We start from the raw sequence: 18,184 nt of genomic DNA on the forward strand, positions 1-18,184 counted from the left end.
ATGGAAATTCATCCGCTTTGTGAGACGTATCTCGTGCGGTACGGGGGCGCATGCCGGGCGCATATGCGCCCCCGGCGGCTCAGCGCCGGATGTGCCCGTCGCCCGTGACGATGTACTTCGTGCTGGTCAGCTCCGGCAGGCCCATCGGGCCCCGCGCGTGCAGCTTCTGCGTCGAGATGCCGATCTCCGCGCCGAAGCCGAACTGGCCGCCGTCGGTGAAGCGGGTGGAGGCGTTCACGGCGACGGTGGTCGAGTCGACCAGCTGGGTGAAGCGGCGGGCGGCCTGCTGGGAGGTCGTCACGATCGCCTCGGTGTGACCGGAGGACCACAGCCGGATGTGCTCGACGGCCTTGTCGAGGGAGTCGACCACGGCGGCGGCGATGTCGTAGGAGAGGTACTCGGTGTCCCAGTCCTCCGGGGTCGCCTCGACGACGGTCGCCTTGGAGTCCTTGGCATATGCCAGCACCCGCGGATCGGCGTGCACGGTCACCCCGGCCTCCGCGAGGGCGTCCAGGGCGCGCGGCACGAACTCGGGGACGATGTCCTGGTGGACCAGGAGGGTCTCGGCGGCGTTGCAGACGCTGGGCCGCTGGGCCTTGGAGTTGATCAGGATGTCGATCGCCATGTCGAGGTCGGCCTCGGCGTCGACGTAGACATGGCAGTTGCCGACACCGGTCTCGATGACGGGGACGATCGACTCCGTCACGACGGTCTGGATCAGCGAGGCGCCGCCGCGCGGGATCAGCACGTCGACCAGACCGCGGGCCCGCATCAGCTCGCGCACGCTCTCGCGGCTCTCGCCGGGGACGAGCTGGATCGCGTCGGCGGGCAGTCCAGCCCCGCCCACGGCGTCCCGCAGGACCCGGACGAGGGCGGTGTTCGACTCGTAGGCGGAGGCCGAGCCGCGCAGCAGGACCGCGTTGCCGGACTTCAGGCAGAGGGCGGCGGCATCCACGGTGACGTTCGGGCGGGCCTCGTAGATGATGCCGACCACGCCGAGCGGGACGCGGACCTGCCGCAGGTCGATGCCGTTCGGGAGGGTCGAGCCGCGGACGACCTCGCCGACCGGGTCGGGCAGCGCGATGACGTCCCGCACGTCGGAGGCGATCGCGCGCACCCGCTCCGGGGTGAGCGTCAGCCGGTCGATGATCGCCTCGCTGGTGCCGGCCTCGCGGGCCTTGGCGATGTCCTTGGCGTTGGCCTCGACGATCTCGCTCGTACGGACCTCCAGCGCGTCCGCGATGGCGCCCAGCGCGTCGTCCTTGACCGCGCGCGGCAGCGGGGCGAGGTCGGCGGCGGCGGCCTTGGCGCGGTAGGCGGCCCGGTTGACCGGGGACATGGAGTCGTACGGCGAAAACGTGGTCATGAGGGAAGGGTAGTGCGCCACGCGGACGGGTCCAGCGAGCATTCCAAACCCCGAGACTGTCCTCTGCGCCTAAACCGGCGCCGCTCTCGCGGACCGGGTTGCTCGCCGTGGGGGTTCCTCAATTGATGGTTGCGGTCCATGGCCGCTCAAAAAGGGTGCACCCCTACCGGCGTCGCCGGCGGCGGCCCGTAGCCCTCGGCCAGGCGCTGGTGGTAGGTCTCGCGGTCGATGACCTCCAGGCCGACGATCTCCCAGGGCGGCAGCTTCGCGGTCTGGCGGTGCTCGCCCCACAGGCGGAGGGCGACCGCGGCGGCGTCGTGCAGGTCGCGGGCCTCCTCCCAGTAGCGGATCTCGGCGTGGTCGTTGGCGTATCTGCTGGTCAGCAGAAAGGGGTGGTCGTGGGCGAGCTGCTCCAGGCCGCGCCGCACCTCCTTCAGCGGGGCCTCCTTGCCGGAGACGCTGAGGGTGACGTGCCACAGCCGGGGCAGGTCGGCCGGCTCCTCGTAGCGGTCGCCGGCCGCGACGCTGGTCAGGGCGCGCTCCTCGCCGGCCGGCCGGGAGGCGACGCCGTCGCGGGACGCCGCCGCCCCAGGGCGCACTCGTCTCACGACGGCCTCCTTCACCAAGGGTCGAGCGATGCTCGGCGGAATGTGTCCCTGAGCAAAGTTGAGCAGGCCGCAAGGGCTTGTGGGGCGGTTTTGCGGAACGTCCACCTCAGGGCGGGCCGATTTGCGGGGCGTTCCCCCTGTTTTCGGTCCCTGACGGGCGTCAGGAAGCCGCGCTCACCTGGTCGGCCCGCCGCCGCGACGGGCGTCAGGGATGCAGGATCACCAGGTCGTCGCGGTGCACGACCTCGCGTTCGTACGCCGGTCCCAGCTCGCGTGCCAGCTCCCGGGTCGAACGTCCGATCAGCTGGGGGATCTCCTTGGCGTCGAAGTTGACGAGCCCCCGGGCCACCGCGCGCCCCCCGGCGTCCCGCAGCTCGACCGGGTCCCCGGCGACGAACTCGCCCTCGACGGCGGCGATCCCGGCCGGCAGCAGCGACTTGCGCCGCTCCACGACCGCCCGTACCGCACCGTCGTCCAGGGTCAGCGAGCCCTGCGGGGTGGAGGCGTGCTGGAGCCAGAGCAGGCGGTCGGCGGAGCGCTTGCCGGTGATGTGGAAGTACGTACCGGTGTCCCCGCCGGACAGTGCCTCGGCCGCGTGCACGGCGCTGGTCAGGACCACCGGGATCCCGGCCGCCGCGGCGATCCCGGCCGCCTCGATCTTGGTGACCATGCCGCCGGTGCCGACCCCGGCCTTGCCCGCGCTGCCGATCTCGACGTGCGCGAGGTCCGCCGGCCCCCGCACCTCCGCTATCCGCGAGGTGCCCGGTTTGCTCGGGTCGCCGTCGTACACGCCGTCGACGTCGGAGAGCAGGACCAGCAGGTCGGCGTGGACCAGGTGCGCCACCAGCGAGGCGAGCCGGTCGTTGTCGCCGAAGCGGATCTCGTCGGTGGCGACGGTGTCGTTCTCGTTGACGATCGGGAACGCGCCCATCGCGAGCAGCTTGTCGAGGGTGCGGGAGGCGTTGCGGTGGTGGGCGCGGCGGCTCATGTCGTCGGAGGTGAGCAGCACCTGGCCGACGCGGACGCCGTAGCGGGCGAAGGAGGCGGTGTAGCGGGCGACGAGCAGGCCCTGGCCGACGCTGGCGGCGGCCTGCTGGCGGGCCAGGTCGCGGGGGCGGCGGCGCAGGCCCAGGGGGGCGAGACCGGCGGCGATGGCACCGGAGGAGACGAGGACGATCTCCCTCTCTCCCCCGCTGCGGCTCTTGGCGAGGACGTCGACGAGCGCGTCGACCCGGTCGGCGTCGAGACCGCCGGTGGCGGTGGTCAGCGACGAGGAGCCCACCTTGACGACGATCCTGCGGGCGTCCGCGACGCCCTGCCTTGCCCCTGCCACCGACTGTTCCGTCCCCTCGCGCACTCGGGCATCCCCGCCAGGCAATCTACGCGAAGGGGCATCTCCACCGCGCATCGGTCCAGTCCCCGGACAGACATCGTGTAACCGGTTGCTCACGTGGTGCTCATGGCAAAAAGGTTGCACTGGTTGCCTATAGAAATAAAAGCCCAGGCAAACTTAATTTGAACACCGTGCCACCCAAAGACCATCAACACCAGCAGCGCATCCTCCTCCGCTCGGGGAAGAGCCCCTTCGACGCCGTTCCGGTCGAGGAGGCCCTCGACCAGGACGTCATCGCCACCAACTCCGGCAACCTGATCTTCAGCGACGCCGCGCACAAGCTCCTGGAGACGCCCGGTACCGAGGTGGTCTCGAACGGTATCCGGACCGACGTCTCCGCCGCGGGCCGGATCAACGAGGAGTACGACGCCTTCGTCATCCCGCTCGCCAACGCCTTCCGGCCGTCCTTCGAGCCGCAGCTGAAGCGGCTGACCCGGCTGATCGGCAAGCTGCGGATCCCTGTGGTGGTCATGGGCGTCGGCGCGCAGGCCGGGCTGAACTACGACCCGGCACGGCTGAAGCCGATGGAGCAGTCCGTGCGGGAGTTCGTCTCGGCGGTGCTGGACCGCAGCGCCTCGATCGGGGTGCGCGGCGAGTTCACCGAGAAGTACCTGCGGGACCTGGGCTTCCGGGACGTCGAGACCATCGGCTGCCCCTCGCTCTTCATGTACGGCAAGGAACTCCCGGTACACAAGCGGACGGCGCGGCTCACCGCCGACTCCCGGATCGCCGTCAACGGCTCGCACAGCGCGGTCCGCAGCCAGGGTCTGGGCAAGGTCATCGACTGCGCCCACGCCCGCTATCCGCACCTGACCTTCATCGGCCAGAACCTCAGCGACGCACGGCAGTTGCACTGGCGGGACCTGTCCCACCCGAACGCCGCGGTGACCGCGATCCCGACCCACCCGGACCACCCGATGTACCGGGAGGACAAGGTCCGGGTCTACGTCGACCCGGTGACCTGGATCGACGATCTGCGCGGGTACGACTTCTCGTTCGGCTCCCGTATCCACGGCAACATCGCGGCGCTGCTCGCGGGCACGCCGGCGACGGTGCTGTGCGGGGACTCGCGGACGCTGGAGCTGTGCCGCTACTTCGACATCCCGCACCGCCGGATCGACACGCTGCCCGAGGGCCTGGACCCGGCCACCCTGTACGAGGAGGCCGACTTCACCGCCCTGACCGGCGGCCACCTGGAGCGCTTCGAACGCTTCACGGCGTTCCTGGACCGCAACGGCCTGCGCAACACCTTCACCCACGGCGACGCCGGCGCGGCCTTCGAGTCCCGGATGAACGACCTGGCCTTCCCGGCGGGCATCCGCCCCTGGAACAACGTCGACCTGGCCTCGCTCACGTCGAGATTCGGCTGGATGCAGAGCCGTATCGCGGAACTGGCCCTGGACAACGACCGGTTGAAGCGAGAGCTGAAGCGGGGCGCGACCAAGTCCGCCACACCGGACCCGGCTTCCACGTCCGTCTACCGCCGAGCCCGCCGGGTGGTGGCCCGCCCGATCCGCAAGGCGCTCCAGTCGGGCCGCTGACAGCAGTCCCCGCGTTCCAGGAACGCGGGGACTGCGGGTTTTTCAGGGGCGCGGGGCTGTGTTGAATTTGCGGCTACCGCCGCGCCGGCGCGACAAGCCACAACGGACCGTCAGCCGCACGGACTCCCCCGCCCCCGACCCCCTAGGCGGCCACAACCGCCCGCCCCTTCAAAACCCGCCGGGCCTTCCGCACAGCCCGCCGGAACACCGAGGTCGGCGAGTGCTCCCGATACCCCGGAAACGCCCGAGCCTCCCGCACCGGAGCCAGATACACCCGGTCCGGTATCCCCGCCGAGGCGTCACGGAAGTACGGGTAGACGAGATAGACCTCCCGCCCCTTCTTCTCCAGTAACGCCGCCGCCTGCTTCTTCGCCTTCACGAACTCCACGACGGGCACCAGGAGTTCCGGCTTCTGCTCGGCGACCAGATGCATCCGCAGCCGCTCGTCGACCCGCAGCCGCTGGGCGACGCCCTCCGTCCAGAACTCCTCGATCAGCGGCTTGGCCAGCTCGAACTTGTGCCGCCGTACCTTCTCGCTGTCCTTGAGGAACTTCGGCCCGAACTGGGGCAGCAGCGTGACGACGAAGGGCCGGTGCATCAGCGAGTCGCGCCGCTCCCCCGCAGGGACATGCGCGGCGATCAGGTTCATCAGCGCACGCGCCGAGTCGAAGCGCAGGGTGTAACCGCCGCTCTTCGTCACGTGCTTGCCGTCCTCGCGGCCCACCAGGTAGTAGCAGGTGTAGTCGGCGATGACGGACACCCCGTCCGCCCGCAGATACGCCTCCATCGTGAACAGCGCGTCCTCGCCGGTCCACAGGGACTCGTCGAAGCGCATCCCGTGCCGCTCCAGGAACTCCCGGCGGAACAGCTTCTGCGCGCTCAGCGTGAACTTGATGTTGGACGAGAAGACGTCGGTGCGCTCGAGGGTCTTCCCCCACATCGACCCCGGCGGCTTGCGGTTGACGCCCTCGACGCGGCCGAGGACCACGTCCGTGCCGTTGCGGTCGGCCATCGCGACCATCCGCTCCAGGGCCTCCGGGCCGAGCCGGTCGTCGGCGTCCAGGAAGAAGACGTAGCGCCCGCCGGCCTTCCCCAGACCGACGTTGCGCGGGCCGCTGGGCCCGCCGGAGTTGTCCTGCCGGATCACCGTGACCGGCATGGCCACGCGCTCGGCGAACTCCTCCAGGCACTCCCCCGTCCCGTCGGTGGATCCGTCGTCCACCGCGATGACCTCGATCCGCCCCGGGTCGATGGTCTGTGCCTCGACCGAAGCCAGGCACTCGACCAGGTACGGCATCGCTTCGTACGCCCCGATGACGACAGTCACATCAGGCTGCGCCACGGTCACATTTCCCCCTAGTCACGGAAAGTTTCCCCCGTATGGTCCGAATGGCTACCTAGTAGACGGACGACCCCGTCTGTGGGTTGCCTGTTGATACGTAAAAAGGACCCGGTTTTCGAGGATCACTCCTCGGAAACCGGGTCCTTCTCACCGTTTTCACACGGTCGGCGGCCTCATCCGGTGGGCGGCTGCGCCGACAGCGCGTCCGACAGTTCGTCGGCCCCGGCGGCCCCGGCCGCGGCGGCCCGCGACTCCTGGCCGAGGTTGCGGGTCCCGGCCTTGAGCGCCAGGTCCGCGACCGCGGTGTTGAACTGCTGGATGGAGGTCGGCTCGTCCGGGCCGAGCAGGTACTGCTTCAGCTCCTTGCGGTCCGCCGCCAGCGGATCGGCGGCCGGGTCGCGCACCGCGGCCAGCAACTCGCCCAGTTCGGCGGCGGAGTTGGAGAGGATCGTGGCGGCGCGCACGGCGGTGTTCTGCCGCTTGAACTCCTCGACACCGAGTTCGGCGGAGTCCGTCACCGCGTACGGCTTGCCGCTGGCGATGAAGTCGGAGACCACGGAGGAGATGTCGGAGACCATCGCGTCCGAGACGTTGAAGCAGTCGTACAGTCGCGGCTCGGCGCCCGAGATGACGCGGTGCTCGAAGCTGCCGAGGGACCGCCAGTAGGCGTCGTTCCACTCGCCGCGCAGCCGGGCGACCTCCTCGTGCTTCCGCTGGTCGACCAGCCCGTCCCGCGCGGTCTCGGCCTCGTCGCCCCGGCCCCTCGCGGTCCCGGACAGCTCGGCCAGCCGCGCCTCGATCCTGGCGAGTTCGGCCCTGGCCTGCGCCTGGGCCGCGGCATCGGCGGTGAAGCGGGAGTCGGCGGCACGCTCGGCGGCGGCCTTCTCGACCAGCGCGGTGATACGGCGGTGCGCGGCGCCGGCCTCCTTGCTGACGGTGCCGGTGAACGGGTGCGGCTTGTACAGCACCCGGACCGGCGGGTCGGCCTTGACCAGCTTCTTCACGATGTTCTCGCCGGCCAGCACGATGGAGGTGTTGCCCGGGTCGCCGTCCCAGCCCTCCCAGGTGGGTGCGTAGAGCACCGTGGGGATACGTCCCTCGGGCACGCCCTGCAGTCCCTGGATCGGCGCCAGCTGCGGGCGCCCGACCTCCACGATGTCCTCGTCGCGGACGCCGACGTCGGCGATGGCGTAGCGGTCGCGGCCCGCGCGGCCCGCGGTCCACGCCTCGTCGTACACCTTGCTGAACGGGTTGACGCTGGCCAGCTTGTCGCTGTCGCCGTGGCCGATGAAGACGTGCTTCATGGTGGGGACGCGCAGCAGGTGGATGTTCTTGCCGACGTTGGCCGCGTAGAGCGCGACCCGCACGGTGCCGAGGTCCATGTTCATCAGGTGCACACCGCCGGGCACACAGACGACGGGGACCGTGGTCGGTACCAGGTTGTTCAGGATGGCCCGCTCGCGCAGGATCACCAGCGGCCTGGAGTCGAGCTGCTCCATGGTCTCCAGCCACATGTTGACCTGGTACGCGGAGTCCTTGGAGCCGGAGAAGTACAGCACGGTCTCCGGGCGGTACTCGCGCAGCCAGGTGCTCACCGTGTCCAGCACCTTCTCCGGCTTGGGCGGCAGCCGGTCGGCGCGTAGGTGCGGCATCAGCAGCAGGACGTACAGCATGCCCAGGAAGAGGGTCACGCCGACGCCGATGTAGCCGGCGAGGTCGAGGTCGTCGCCGATGGCACAGACCAGCAGGCCGACGATGGCCGCGAGGTCCAGGTGGAGCATCTTCTGCCCGGCCTTGGTCATCAGGGCGCGCGGCGGGGCGTCCGGGATGGTCAGCCGGGACGCCAGGTCGACGTTGCGGGTCACGACCGGCAGCTGGCGACGCCTGCCGATCAGGGTGACCAGTGCTCCGTGCGGGGCCTGGAGTCCGAAGAAGACGATGAAGCAGGCGATCGCCGCGTAGAAGACCGGCTCCTCCGACAGGCCGAGCCTGGCCAGCAGCAGGACGAGCAGCAGCTCACGGATCAGGAACCGGATGGACAGACCGGCTCGGACCTTGTTGAGCAGGTTGATGAGGTAGCTGCCCTTGCGGTGCAGATAGTGGTCGGCCAGGTACGTCACGGCTGCCGCTGCGGCGAAGGCGGGCGTGCTCGGGACGATCGCGGCCAGCAACAGCGCCGGGAAGCCCAGCATCATGAGCGCCGCCGCGGCCAGCTCGGCCGCGCTGCCCACCCGGGCGACGCGAATAGCGGTGGATATCACGGAGAACCTGCTCTGGGAGGGGAGTGCCGGTTTTGTTCTGTTTACGTATTCAGGCCCCTGCGAAGCCCCGGTCGATGCACTGCCGAATGCACTGCATTAACACCGGAAAGCAGAGGCCTGAATAACGGAAGACTAATTCCCGTCGATTATTACACGCCGTCCTGTACGTCCAGCACCGAGGCCAGCGCCTGCTCGAAGCCGGAGGCCTTCGCGGCGCCCGCCGTCGGGTCCTGCTGGCGGACGTCGATGACGTGCCCGGTGAGCTCGGAGAGCAGCACGTCGAGGGAGGTGCGGGCCACCGCCTCGGAGGAGAGCAGCGTGCCCGCGGCCTCCTGGCCGAAGGCCTTGGTGCGCATGGGCGTGGCGGTGCGCTCCGGGTTGACGCAGTTGACGCGGATGCCGTCGCCGGCCCACTCGTCGGCCAGGGCCTGGGTGAGGTTCACCATGGCGGCCTTGGTGGAGGAGTAGAGGCTGTACTCGGCGCGGCCGCGGGTGTAGCTGCTGGAGGTGTAGAGCAGCAGCTGGCCCTTGGTCTCGGCGAGGTACTTGTAACTCGAACGTGCGATCTGCACCGGGGCCAGGTAGTTGACCTTCAGCGCTTCCTCGATGGTCGCGTTGTCGGTCTCGGCCAGCTTGCCGATGCGCAGCACGCCCGCGGTGTTGACGACGTAGTCGATCCGGCCGGTCTCCGCGTACGCCTTGGACAGCGCGTCGTCGACCTCCTCCGGGTTCTCCACGTGGGTGCCGGTGGTGGAGCGGCCGAGCGCGTACACCTTGGCGCCGTAGGCCTCGGCGAGCTCGGCGATGTCCTTGCCGATGCCGTACGAGCCGCCGAAGATCACGACCGTCCGGCCGGTCAGCAGCTCGCGGTAGGCGGCCTCGTCGCCCTGCTCCGGGGCGGCCGTGGAGGCCAGCTGGAACAGCTTGTCGGCGATGAAGACGTCGACCGGCTGGGTGACCTTCATGTTGTACTCGTCGCCCGCGACGACGTGGATCGGTACGTCCGGCAGGTACTTGAGCACGACGGAGCAGTCGTCGGTGGCCTGGAAGTTGGGGTCGCCGGCCGCGACCTCGTAGGCCCGCCTGATGGTCGACAGCTTGAAGGCCTGCGGGGTCTGGCCGCGGCGCAGCCGGGAGCGGTCCGGGATCTCGGTGATGAACTCGCCGTCCTCGCCGTGCGTGCGCGTGACGATGATGGTGTCCGCGGACGGGATGGCCACGTCGACGGCCTGGTAGCGCTCGAGGGCGGTCACGCAGTCGTCGATCACGCGCCGGGCCAGCAGCGGGCGTACGGCGTCGTGGAAGAGGACGTTGATGTCCTCGCCCTCGGCCAGGCCCTCGCCGAGGGCCTCGATGGCGCGCTCGGTGGTCTCGTTCCGCGTCGAGCCGCCCTCGATGATCTTCTTGACCTTCGTGAACCCGGCCTTGGCGACGATCTTCTCGATGTCGGGGACGTAGCCCGGCGCCATCAGCACGATGACGTCGTCGATCGAGTCGGCCTTCTCGAAGGTGGTCAGGGTGTGCTCGATGACTGCCTTGCCGGCGATCTTCAGCAACTGCTTCGGGATCGACAGACCCACCCGCTGACCGGTACCACCGGCCAGGACTACTGCGGTGGTACGGGGCTTGGCTATGTGCTTCGACACAGAGGACCTACCTTGGGGCGTCAGGGAACGGGGAAATGGTCCCACTTGCGGTTACCGCTGTGCAAGGTGAGCGCCGTTCGCTGCATATGTACGCGCCACCTGGTATTCACCTTGCACTGCTGGTGACACCGCGAACCCCTACCGGGACCGCCCACCCATTGCCGTTGGTTGCTGTGAGTAACCGCACAGCTGATCAGTGCCGCCGCAGCTTCTTCAGACAGCGGTGACAAAGCACTTTCACAAGTTCCTTGGAAGAGGTCTGGTGAACCGTACGGGCCTTGGCCGCGGAGGTGTGCCGCACGGGCGCCGCGGCGGCCGCCGCGAGGGCTCCGTACAGCGCCTGAGCGGCCACCTCGGGGGCGATCCGCGGCTCGGCGGGAGCCTCCCAGACGGGCGGTTTCGGTACGGCGGCCAGCAGCGCGGGGTCACCCAGGACGCGTACCCCGAAACCGTCGATTCGCTCGACCATCTCGGCGCCGACTCCGGCGGCGGCCTCCAGGGCCCAGGCCGGGGTGCTGATCTTCACGTCCTCGGGCGAAGGACTGCACGCGTTCTTCATATGCATCACCGCGCCATTGCGCACGAGCTTGGAATACAGCTCGTCGGGCAGTTCATTGCCGCGGAATTCCTTATTAAGATTCCGCAGCATTTCGGTCTCGGCGAGGGTAAGAGAGCGATTCGCCGTGTCCGGAACCGGCTGGAGCAGACCGTCCGGAAGTCCGAGCAGCGCCTCGAAGGTGCGCATCAGCCCGCCGCGGTCGCTGTCGTCCACCACGACGACGGTGATCCGCTCCGGCCCGACCACCCGGGCCCACCGCTCGATCAGCCGGTCGTGCCGGTGCCGGCGCCAGAAGCTGGGGTTGGGCTGCTCGTACGGGGCCTTCTTGAGCATGTGGGTGAGCCAGTTCTCGTAGCCCATCCGCAGACCGTTCTGCACGTACTGCTGCCACTGCGAGGGCATGATCTTCGCCAGCGGGCGCAGGGTGACCAGGATGTGCACGCGGTCGCCGCCGAGCTGCTCGACGATCCGCGCGATCGTGGCGTCGTCCTCCGCGTCGGCGAAGAACTCGCTGCTGACGACCGAGGTGTTCTTACCCGTGGCCTCGACCTGACGCAGCAGCTTCGTCCAGTGCTCGTCGGTGGGCACGGTGTCGCCCATCATCGCCGGCCGGGCGCAGGCGGCCAGCGCGGCCTCCATCGGGTGCCGGGTGTGCGCCGGGAACTCCACGCCGTGCGCGGGCAGTTGTTCCTTGGCGGCGAAGAGCGCGCCCTGGATCGAGGTCGTCCCGGTCTTGTGCGGGCCGATGTGCAGCAACCGGGTGCCGGCGGGCAGCGGGGCGAGAACGTTCATCAAGGCGTCGTCTCTCGTACAGTCCGTCTCCATGGTTAAGGGACGGTAAGAGCAGTACCTGAGACTTACCTGAGAGAGGCCTGGGACACAGATGAGTCCCAGGCTCCGTTCACACCGGCTTCACACAGCCACGGCCGTCACGCGAGTTCGACGCCCGGGCGGCCGTTCTCCACCCGCAGCCGGGCGTACGTGCTCGCCGTCGCCGTCGGCCGCACCACCGTGTCGACCACCCGCACCTGCGCGTCGATGCCGCCCTGCCGGATGTCGAAGAGGTGGTAGCCGCGGTGCGCGTCGATCAGCTTCCAGTGCGGGTTGTCCGCCTTCAGCGGGTCCCACTGGGCGTGGAAGGCGGCCTGGTCCTGGTCGCCGTTGCTGGAGATGGACGTACCGACGAACTCGGCGCCCACGACCTCGGAGTCCGGGTCGGCGTAGTCCGTCCTCAGGTCGCTGATCATCGTCAGGTGCCGGTCGCCGCTGAGCACGACCGGGTTGCGGACGTCCGCGAACTCCCCGAGCAGGGCGCCTCGTTCGACCTGGTAGCCGTCCCAGGCGTCGTAGTACCAGAGCTTGCCCTCGCCGAGCTGGAGGTCGGTCTCGGCCATCATGATCTGCGAGGCGACGAGGTTCCAGCGGGCGGGCGAGTCCCGCATCCCGTCGAGCAGCCACGCCTTCTGCTCCGCGCCCAGCATGGTCAGCGCCGGGTCCTGGGCGCCGGCCTGGCTGGTGGCCTGGTCACTGCGGAACTGGCGGGTGTCGAGGACGTTGAGCCGGGCCAGGCGGCCGAACTCCAGGCGGCGGTACATCTGGATGTGCGGGCCGCTCGGGACGGCGCTCGCGCGGACCGGCATGTGCTCGTAGTACGCCTGGTAGGCCGCGGTCAGCCGGGCCACGAAGGCGTCGTGCGACTGCTTGGCCGGGTCCTGCGGGACCTCGCCGGCGAAGTCGTTGTCCACCTCGTGGTCGTCGAAGGTGACCACCCAGGGGGCGTTCGCGTGCATCGCGGCCAGGTCGGGGTCGCTGCGGTACTGGGCGTACCGGTTGCGGTACTGCACCAGGGTGTACGGCTCCCCCGTCCCCTCGTGCCTGCGCGGCCCCGTCGAGGCCGGCGTCGACTCGTAGATGTAGTCGCCGACGAAGAGGACGAAGTCGGGGTCCTGGTCGAGCATGTCGGCGTACGGCGTGAAGTAGCCGTGCTGCCAGTTCTGGCAGGAGGCCAGGGCGACGCGCAGGGAGCCGCCCTTGCTGTGCGGGTGGGGGGCGGTGCGGGTGCGGCCGGTCGGCGAGATCTGGCCGCTGGTGCGGAAGCGGTACCAGTACGAGCGGTCGGGGTGCAGGCCCCGTACATCGACGTGAACGCTGTGCCCGTACTCGGGCCGGGCCTGGGCGACACCGCGGCGGACCGGCTTTCTGAACCGCTGGTCCTGCGCGATCTCCCACTCCACCGGGACCACGCTGTCGGGCATGCCGCCGCCGTTGAGCGGGTCGGGGGCGAGCCGGGTCCACAGCACGATGCCGTCGGGGAGCGGGTCGCCGGAGGCGACGCCCAGGCTGAACACCCCGTCGGGCAGGGCGTTTTCGGCCGCCCGGGCGGTGCCCGGCAGCCAGAGCTGCGCGGAGGCGGCGGCGCCGAGGACGGCGGCGCCTGCGGTAAGAAATCGGCGACGGTCGGGCTGGATTGCACCGGTCATGCGCGAACTCCCTTGCCTCGCTGGCCTCTTGGACACGTGCAAGGCTCACGCAGTCGGGCGGTCCACCCGCTGAACCCGAGCCTGCGCGTGCATGACAACTGGGTAGACAACAGAAGACCCGTTGCGACACGGGAACAACAGGATGAACCCGATCTTGTCGCAACGGGTCTCACGGCACGTCAGGCAACCCGCGCCGCACGGCCGTTCGGGGGTTTCGGGGGTTCCGGTCGGTGGTTCGCGGGGCGGGTCAGTAGGCGAAGCCCGAGCCCAGCCTCGCCCCGGCGGCCACCGTGCCGAGGGTGCCCGCGCCGAAGGTGGAGGAGCCGGTCGCGGTGATGGCGTGCTCGGTGGCCCGGAACACCCACACCCCGCCCTGACCGGCGTTCTCCCCGGGCGCCCCGACGGCGAGTTCGGCGCGGCCGTCCCCGGTGACGTCCACCAGGCGGGTGGCCGAGCCGAAGGCGTCGCCCTTCTCCCCGGTGCCGGGCACGCCCGCGGTGTTCTGGCTGAACACCATGGAGCCGCTGCTCGTCGGGCCGGTGTTGGTGCCGCGCAGCACGACCACGCTGCCCGCGTCGGTGACCGAGCCGAGGTCCTCGCCGGGTATGCCGGCCGCGATGTCGGCGTAGCCGTCCCCGTCGACGTCGGCGACCTGGACGTCGGTGCCGAAGCGGTCGCCCGTCTCGGCGGTGCCCGGCACCAGCGGGGTGTCCTGGTAGACGAACTTCGCCTTGACCCCGTCGGGCCCGTCGGCGGTGCCGGGGATCCAGGTGATGCGGCCGCCCTTGACGTACGGGTTGTCGAGGTCGCTGTCGTAGCCGTCGACGGCACGGCCCACCACGATGTCGTCGTAGCCGTCCTTGTTGACGTCCCCGAGGGCGAGGTTCTCGCCGCCCTGGAGGGCGGCACCGTCGATGTCGGTGACCAGCGTGTACGGATTGATCTCTGTCGCGCTGCCCGTCCAGTACACGACCCGGCGGGCGTCGTACTCGTCGCCGTCGTTCTCGACCGCGGCGATGTCGGTGATGCCGTCGCCGTTGATGTCGCCGGTGGCGAGGTCGAGCACCCGGCTGTCGAACCGGTCGACGACAACCTGTCCGCCGTGCGCGGTGGAGCCGTCCCGGGCGAAGCCACCGCCGAGGATCCGGAGGTCGTGGGCGTTCTGCACGGTGATCACGTCCGGCGCCCCGTCACCGTCCACATCACCGGCCGCCAGATGCCCCTTGGCACCGAGCTTGTCGTACGACGCCTTCCCGGACGCCAGCGAGGCACCACCGGAGAGTCCCCTGGCGCCGCCCCAGATCACCTCGACGAGCCCGGCGTCGGCGCCGACGGCGGTGTCCTCCCCGCCGGCCCCCACGATCAGGTCGGCGTACCCGTCGCCGTCCAGGTCGGCGCTGGTCACCGCGGAGCCGAACTGGTCGCCGGCCTCGGCGGTCCCCGGCACCCCGGCGCTGTTCTGGCTGAACACCTGCTTGGTCGAGGTCTTCAGCCCGCTCGCCGAGCCGTACACCACGGCGACGTACCCGGCGGTCTTCCTGCCGCCGACGGTCGCGGCGGGCGCGCCGACGGCGAGGTCGGAGTACCCGTCGCCGTTGAAGTCGTCCTGGAGTCCGGTGGCAGCGGGCCCGCTGCCGACGGCGGCGTGCGCGGTGACCGGGAGCGCGACGGCTCCGGTGACGGCCATGACGACGGCGAGCCCGGTACGCCAGGCCGTGCTGGGTCTGCGTCTGTCCATGCGGCAACTCCGGGAGTCCGAAGGGCGGTTGACCGCGGCAAGGGGATCCAAGATCCCCCCTCCGCGTGCCCAGTACGACTCACCGTCGGGCGCGGTGGTTGTCCTGAAGTGCGCCCCGACTTTTCCCGGCGTCAACCCGGCGCGCCGTCCGCCTACTCGGCGAACGGATCGAAGTCGCCGTACTCCCGCATCGCCTCGTCCCGCTCGGCGTCGCGGTCCCGGCGGCGCTGCGCCGCGGGCCGCGGTGCCTCGAAGCGGTGGTCCTCGCCACGGCGGCCCAGCATCTCCGCGCCGGCCGACATCGAGGGCTCCCAGTCGAAGACGACCGCGTTGTCCTCGGGGCCGATGGCGACGCCGTCGCCGGAGCGGGCGCCCGCCTTCATCAACTCGTCCTCCACACCGAGGCGGTTGAGCCGGTCCGCGAGGAAGCCCACGGCCTCGTCGTTGCTGAAGTCGGTCTGCCGCACCCAGCGTTCGGGCTTCTCGCCGCGCACCCGGAACAGCGACTCGCCGTCGATCTCCTCGCGGGTCACGGTGAAGCCGGCGTCGTCGACGGCCTTCGGCCGGATCACGATCCGCGTGGCCTCCTCCTTCGGCTTCGCGGCGCGCGCCTTGCCCACCATGTCGGCGAGCGCGAACGACAGCTCCTTCAGCCCGAGATGGGCCACCGCCGACACCTCGAAGACCCGGTAGCCACGGGCCTCCAGGTCCGGCCGCACCATCTCGGCGAGGTCCTTGCCGTCCGGTACGTCGATCTTGTTCAGTACGACGATCCGCGGCCGCCGGTCGAGCCCGCCGTACTGCTTGAGCTCCTCCTCGATGATGTCGAGGTCGGAGACGGGGTCGCGGTCGGACTCCAGCGTCGCGGTGTCCAGGACGTGCACGAGCACACTGCACCGCTCCACGTGCCGCAGGAACTCGAGGCCGAGCCCCTTGCCCTGGCTGGCGCCCGGGATCAGACCGGGCACGTCGGCGATGGTGTAGACGGTCGAACCGGCCGTCACCACACCGAGGTTGGGGACGAGGGTGGTGAAGGGGTAGTCGGCGATCTTCGGCTTGGCCGCGCTCAGCACCGAGATCAGCGAGGACTTGCCTGCGCTCGGGTAGCCGACCAGCGCCACGTCCGCGACCGTCTTCAGCTCCAGGACGACGTCCTGGAGGTCCCCCGGTTCACCGAGCAGCGCGAACCCGGGCGCCTTGCGTCGCGCGGAGGCCAGCGCCGCGTTGCCGAGGCCGCCGCGGCCGCCCTGCGCGGCGATGTACGAGGTGCCGTGGCCGACCAGGTCGGCGATCACGTTGCCCGCCCGGTCGAGGATCACGGTCCCGTCCGGCACCGGCAGCACCAGGTCCTGGCCGTCCTTGCCGGACCGGTTGCCGCCCTCGCCGGGCTTGCCGTTGGTGGCCTTGCGGTGCGGGGAGTGGTGGTAGTCGAGGAGCGTGGTGATCGACTGGTCCACGGTGAGGATCACGTCCCCGCCGCGTCCGCCGTTCCCGCCGTCGGGTCCGCCGAGCGGCTTGAACTTCTCACGGTGGACGGAGGCACAGCCGTGGCCTCCGTTACCCGCGGCGACGTGCAGCTCGACGCGGTCCACGAAGGTGGTCATCGGGTGTGCCTCCAGTTACTTACGGGATGTCTCTTGTACTGCTGTGCCCTATTAGAAACACGCGAAAGGCGGACCCGCCTTCCCACACGGGAAGTGAGGTCCGCCTCGCGAAGAATTCCGATCAGGCGACCGGAACGATGTTCACGACCTTGCGGCCACGGTGGGTGCCGAACTGCACCGAACCGGCCTGCAGCGCGAACAGCGTGTCGTCGCCGCCACGGCCGACGCCCGCGCCGGGGTGGAAGTGGGTGCCGCGCTGGCGGACGATGATCTCACCCGCGTTGACGACCTGACCGCCGAAGCGCTTCACGCCGAGCCGCTGGGCATTGGAGTCGCGACCGTTCCGGGTGGACGATGCGCCCTTCTTGTGTGCCATCTCTCCTCAGTCCCTTACTTCGCAGCCGCGGGGATCTCAGTGACCTTGATCGCCGTGTACTGCTGGCGGTGGCCCTGACGACGGCGGTAGCCGGTCTTGTTCTTGTAGCGAAGGATGTCGATCTTGACGCCCTTGTGGTGGTCCACGACCTCGGCCTGGACCTTGATGCCGGCCAGCACCCACGGGTCGCTGGTCACAGCGTCGCCGTCGACAACGAGCAGGGTCGAGAGCTCGACCGTGTCGCCAACCTTGGCAGTGGAAATCTTGTCAACCTCAACGATGTCGCCGACAGCAACCTTGTGCTGGCGACCACCGCTGCGCACGATGGCGTACACGCGGATCTCACTCTCTCGCTCGGGAACGGCACCCCCGCAGTCCAGCCACCCGACACGGGCAGCCTCTCCGGAGCACCGAGTGCCCTGGAGGAATGAGGTTTACGGGGATGTGGCGCGCCCATATCCAAGGACACGCCGACGGTCAAGGTTACGGGGCCGCCGTTCGGGGGTCAAACCGAGCCCTACAGGTACTCCTGCCGGAACAACCGCCGCTCGAGCACGACGGGCATCGCCGCGGCGACCAGGCCGTCCAGATCACCGCCGCTCCACCGGAACCCACGCCCGGCCAGGAACTGCCCGACCCTGAACCGGACGGCCGGATTGGAGTGCTCAAGGGCTTCCTCGAACCATCCGGCCGCGTTCGCGTGCTCCACCGTTCGGTCCGCCTCCCAGACACATGCTGTCGCCGCCAGGGCGAAATCGGCCTGGATCACCGGATCCGATTCCCTCTCGAAGGCACTCCTGAATCGCTGGAAATCCGCAGCGGGCGTCTCCGAAGCACTGCCCAGAAAAACGATGGCAGCCCCTCTGACATCCCTGGAAGCGCTGTTCTGCTCCTTCTCGGCGAGCGGCACCGCACGCAGCACCTCCGCACGCACCCGGGCTTTGAGAGGGCCGGCGGAATCGAAGACACCCTCGACCGAAATGATCGTGTCGAGGAGCTGGAGCGCAAACTGCTTCCATCGGAAATCCGGCAGCCCGAGCATTCCGCGCAGCGCCCGCACGGCCGGCACCGTCTCCTCCTCGACCGTCACCGCCGCGTAGCAGACGAGCTCGTGCAGGGCATGGGCAGCATCGATCGCCTCGTCCTCGCCGTCCGCACGAAAGAGCTCGTCCAACCCGACCTGGACCCGCCGGGCCACCTCCGGATCCACCTCGAAGGATCCCCACTCCACACCGAACGCGTCCACGAATCTCCCACTGATCCCGAAAAG

At 69.7% G+C, this 18,184-nt stretch carries 14 protein-coding genes; 1 reads left to right on the forward strand and 13 read right to left on the reverse strand.

All coding sequences use genetic code 11. The annotated features are described in order from the left end of the window. Positions 1–79: 79 nt before the first annotated feature. From ACQEWB_RS16650 to proB, 3 genes are all read right to left on the reverse strand, one after another. Entirely contained in the window at positions 80–1,366 is a 1,287-nt protein-coding gene (locus ACQEWB_RS16650) for a glutamate-5-semialdehyde dehydrogenase (RefSeq protein ID WP_432831629.1), read from the reverse strand. A 146-nt stretch (positions 1,367–1,512) separates the two neighbouring features. Beyond that, positions 1,513–1,965: a hypothetical protein gene (locus ACQEWB_RS16655; protein ID WP_432843851.1), complete on the reverse strand. Its 453-nt coding sequence runs from the start codon at positions 1,963–1,965 to the stop codon at positions 1,513–1,515. Between the two features lie 214 nt (positions 1,966–2,179). Further along, on the reverse strand, positions 2,180–3,307 hold the full coding sequence (proB, locus tag ACQEWB_RS16660; RefSeq protein WP_432831631.1) for a glutamate 5-kinase: 1,128 nt from the start codon (positions 3,305–3,307) through the stop codon (positions 2,180–2,182). Positions 3,308–3,498: 191 nt separating this feature from the next. Between proB and ACQEWB_RS16665 the strand changes: the two genes are divergently transcribed. Further along, complete coding sequence (locus tag ACQEWB_RS16665; protein ID WP_432831633.1) at positions 3,499–4,908, forward strand: polysaccharide pyruvyl transferase family protein; 1,410 nt, start codon at positions 3,499–3,501, stop codon at positions 4,906–4,908. A gap of 142 nt (positions 4,909–5,050) precedes the next feature. Here the strand turns inward: ACQEWB_RS16665 and ACQEWB_RS16670 are convergent, their stop codons facing one another. The 10 genes from ACQEWB_RS16670 to ACQEWB_RS16715 all read right to left on the reverse strand — a co-directional run bounded on the left by ACQEWB_RS16670 (position 5,051) and on the right by ACQEWB_RS16715 (position 18,160). Next, positions 5,051–6,256 (reverse strand): glycosyltransferase family 2 protein, encoded by a 1,206-nt coding sequence (locus ACQEWB_RS16670; protein WP_432831635.1) that lies wholly within the window; start codon positions 6,254–6,256, stop codon positions 5,051–5,053. A 167-nt stretch (positions 6,257–6,423) separates the two neighbouring features. Further along, positions 6,424–8,511 (reverse strand): hypothetical protein, encoded by a 2,088-nt coding sequence (locus ACQEWB_RS16675; protein ID WP_432831637.1) that lies wholly within the window; start codon positions 8,509–8,511, stop codon positions 6,424–6,426. Between the two features lie 149 nt (positions 8,512–8,660). Continuing rightward, positions 8,661–10,157 carry a D-ribitol-5-phosphate cytidylyltransferase gene (locus tag ACQEWB_RS16680; protein WP_432831639.1) on the reverse strand — a complete coding sequence of 499 codons (1,497 nt, stop codon included), beginning with the start codon at positions 10,155–10,157 and terminating at the stop codon, positions 8,661–8,663. Positions 10,158–10,350: 193 nt separating this feature from the next. Beyond that, the gene (locus ACQEWB_RS16685; protein WP_432831641.1) at positions 10,351–11,541 is read right to left on the reverse strand and encodes a hypothetical protein; all 1,191 of its coding nucleotides are present in this window, start codon (positions 11,539–11,541) and stop codon (positions 10,351–10,353) included. Between the two features lie 104 nt (positions 11,542–11,645). After that, positions 11,646–13,196, reverse strand: a complete 1,551-nt coding sequence (locus ACQEWB_RS16690) for an alkaline phosphatase D family protein (protein ID WP_432831643.1) — start codon at positions 13,194–13,196, stop codon at positions 11,646–11,648. Between the two features lie 247 nt (positions 13,197–13,443). Next, positions 13,444–14,934, reverse strand: a complete 1,491-nt coding sequence (locus ACQEWB_RS16695; RefSeq protein WP_432831645.1) for an FG-GAP-like repeat-containing protein — start codon at positions 14,932–14,934, stop codon at positions 13,444–13,446. Between the two features lie 152 nt (positions 14,935–15,086). Further along, on the reverse strand, positions 15,087–16,538 hold the full coding sequence (obgE, locus tag ACQEWB_RS16700; RefSeq protein WP_432831647.1) for a GTPase ObgE: 1,452 nt from the start codon (positions 16,536–16,538) through the stop codon (positions 15,087–15,089). A gap of 121 nt (positions 16,539–16,659) precedes the next feature. Then, on the reverse strand, positions 16,660–16,914 hold the full coding sequence (gene rpmA, locus ACQEWB_RS16705; RefSeq protein WP_432831649.1) for a 50S ribosomal protein L27: 255 nt from the start codon (positions 16,912–16,914) through the stop codon (positions 16,660–16,662). A 14-nt stretch (positions 16,915–16,928) separates the two neighbouring features. Then, positions 16,929–17,249: a 50S ribosomal protein L21 gene (gene rplU, locus ACQEWB_RS16710; RefSeq protein ID WP_007381993.1), complete on the reverse strand. Its 321-nt coding sequence runs from the start codon at positions 17,247–17,249 to the stop codon at positions 16,929–16,931. Positions 17,250–17,431: 182 nt separating this feature from the next. Further along, positions 17,432–18,160, reverse strand: coding sequence for a hypothetical protein (locus ACQEWB_RS16715; protein WP_432831653.1), 729 nt, complete (start codon positions 18,158–18,160; stop codon positions 17,432–17,434). Positions 18,161–18,184 lie beyond the last annotated feature (24 nt).

The organism is Streptomyces sp. CA-249302 (genome assembly GCF_050936785.1).
Classification (GTDB): Bacteria; Actinomycetota; Actinomycetes; order Streptomycetales; family Streptomycetaceae; genus Streptomyces.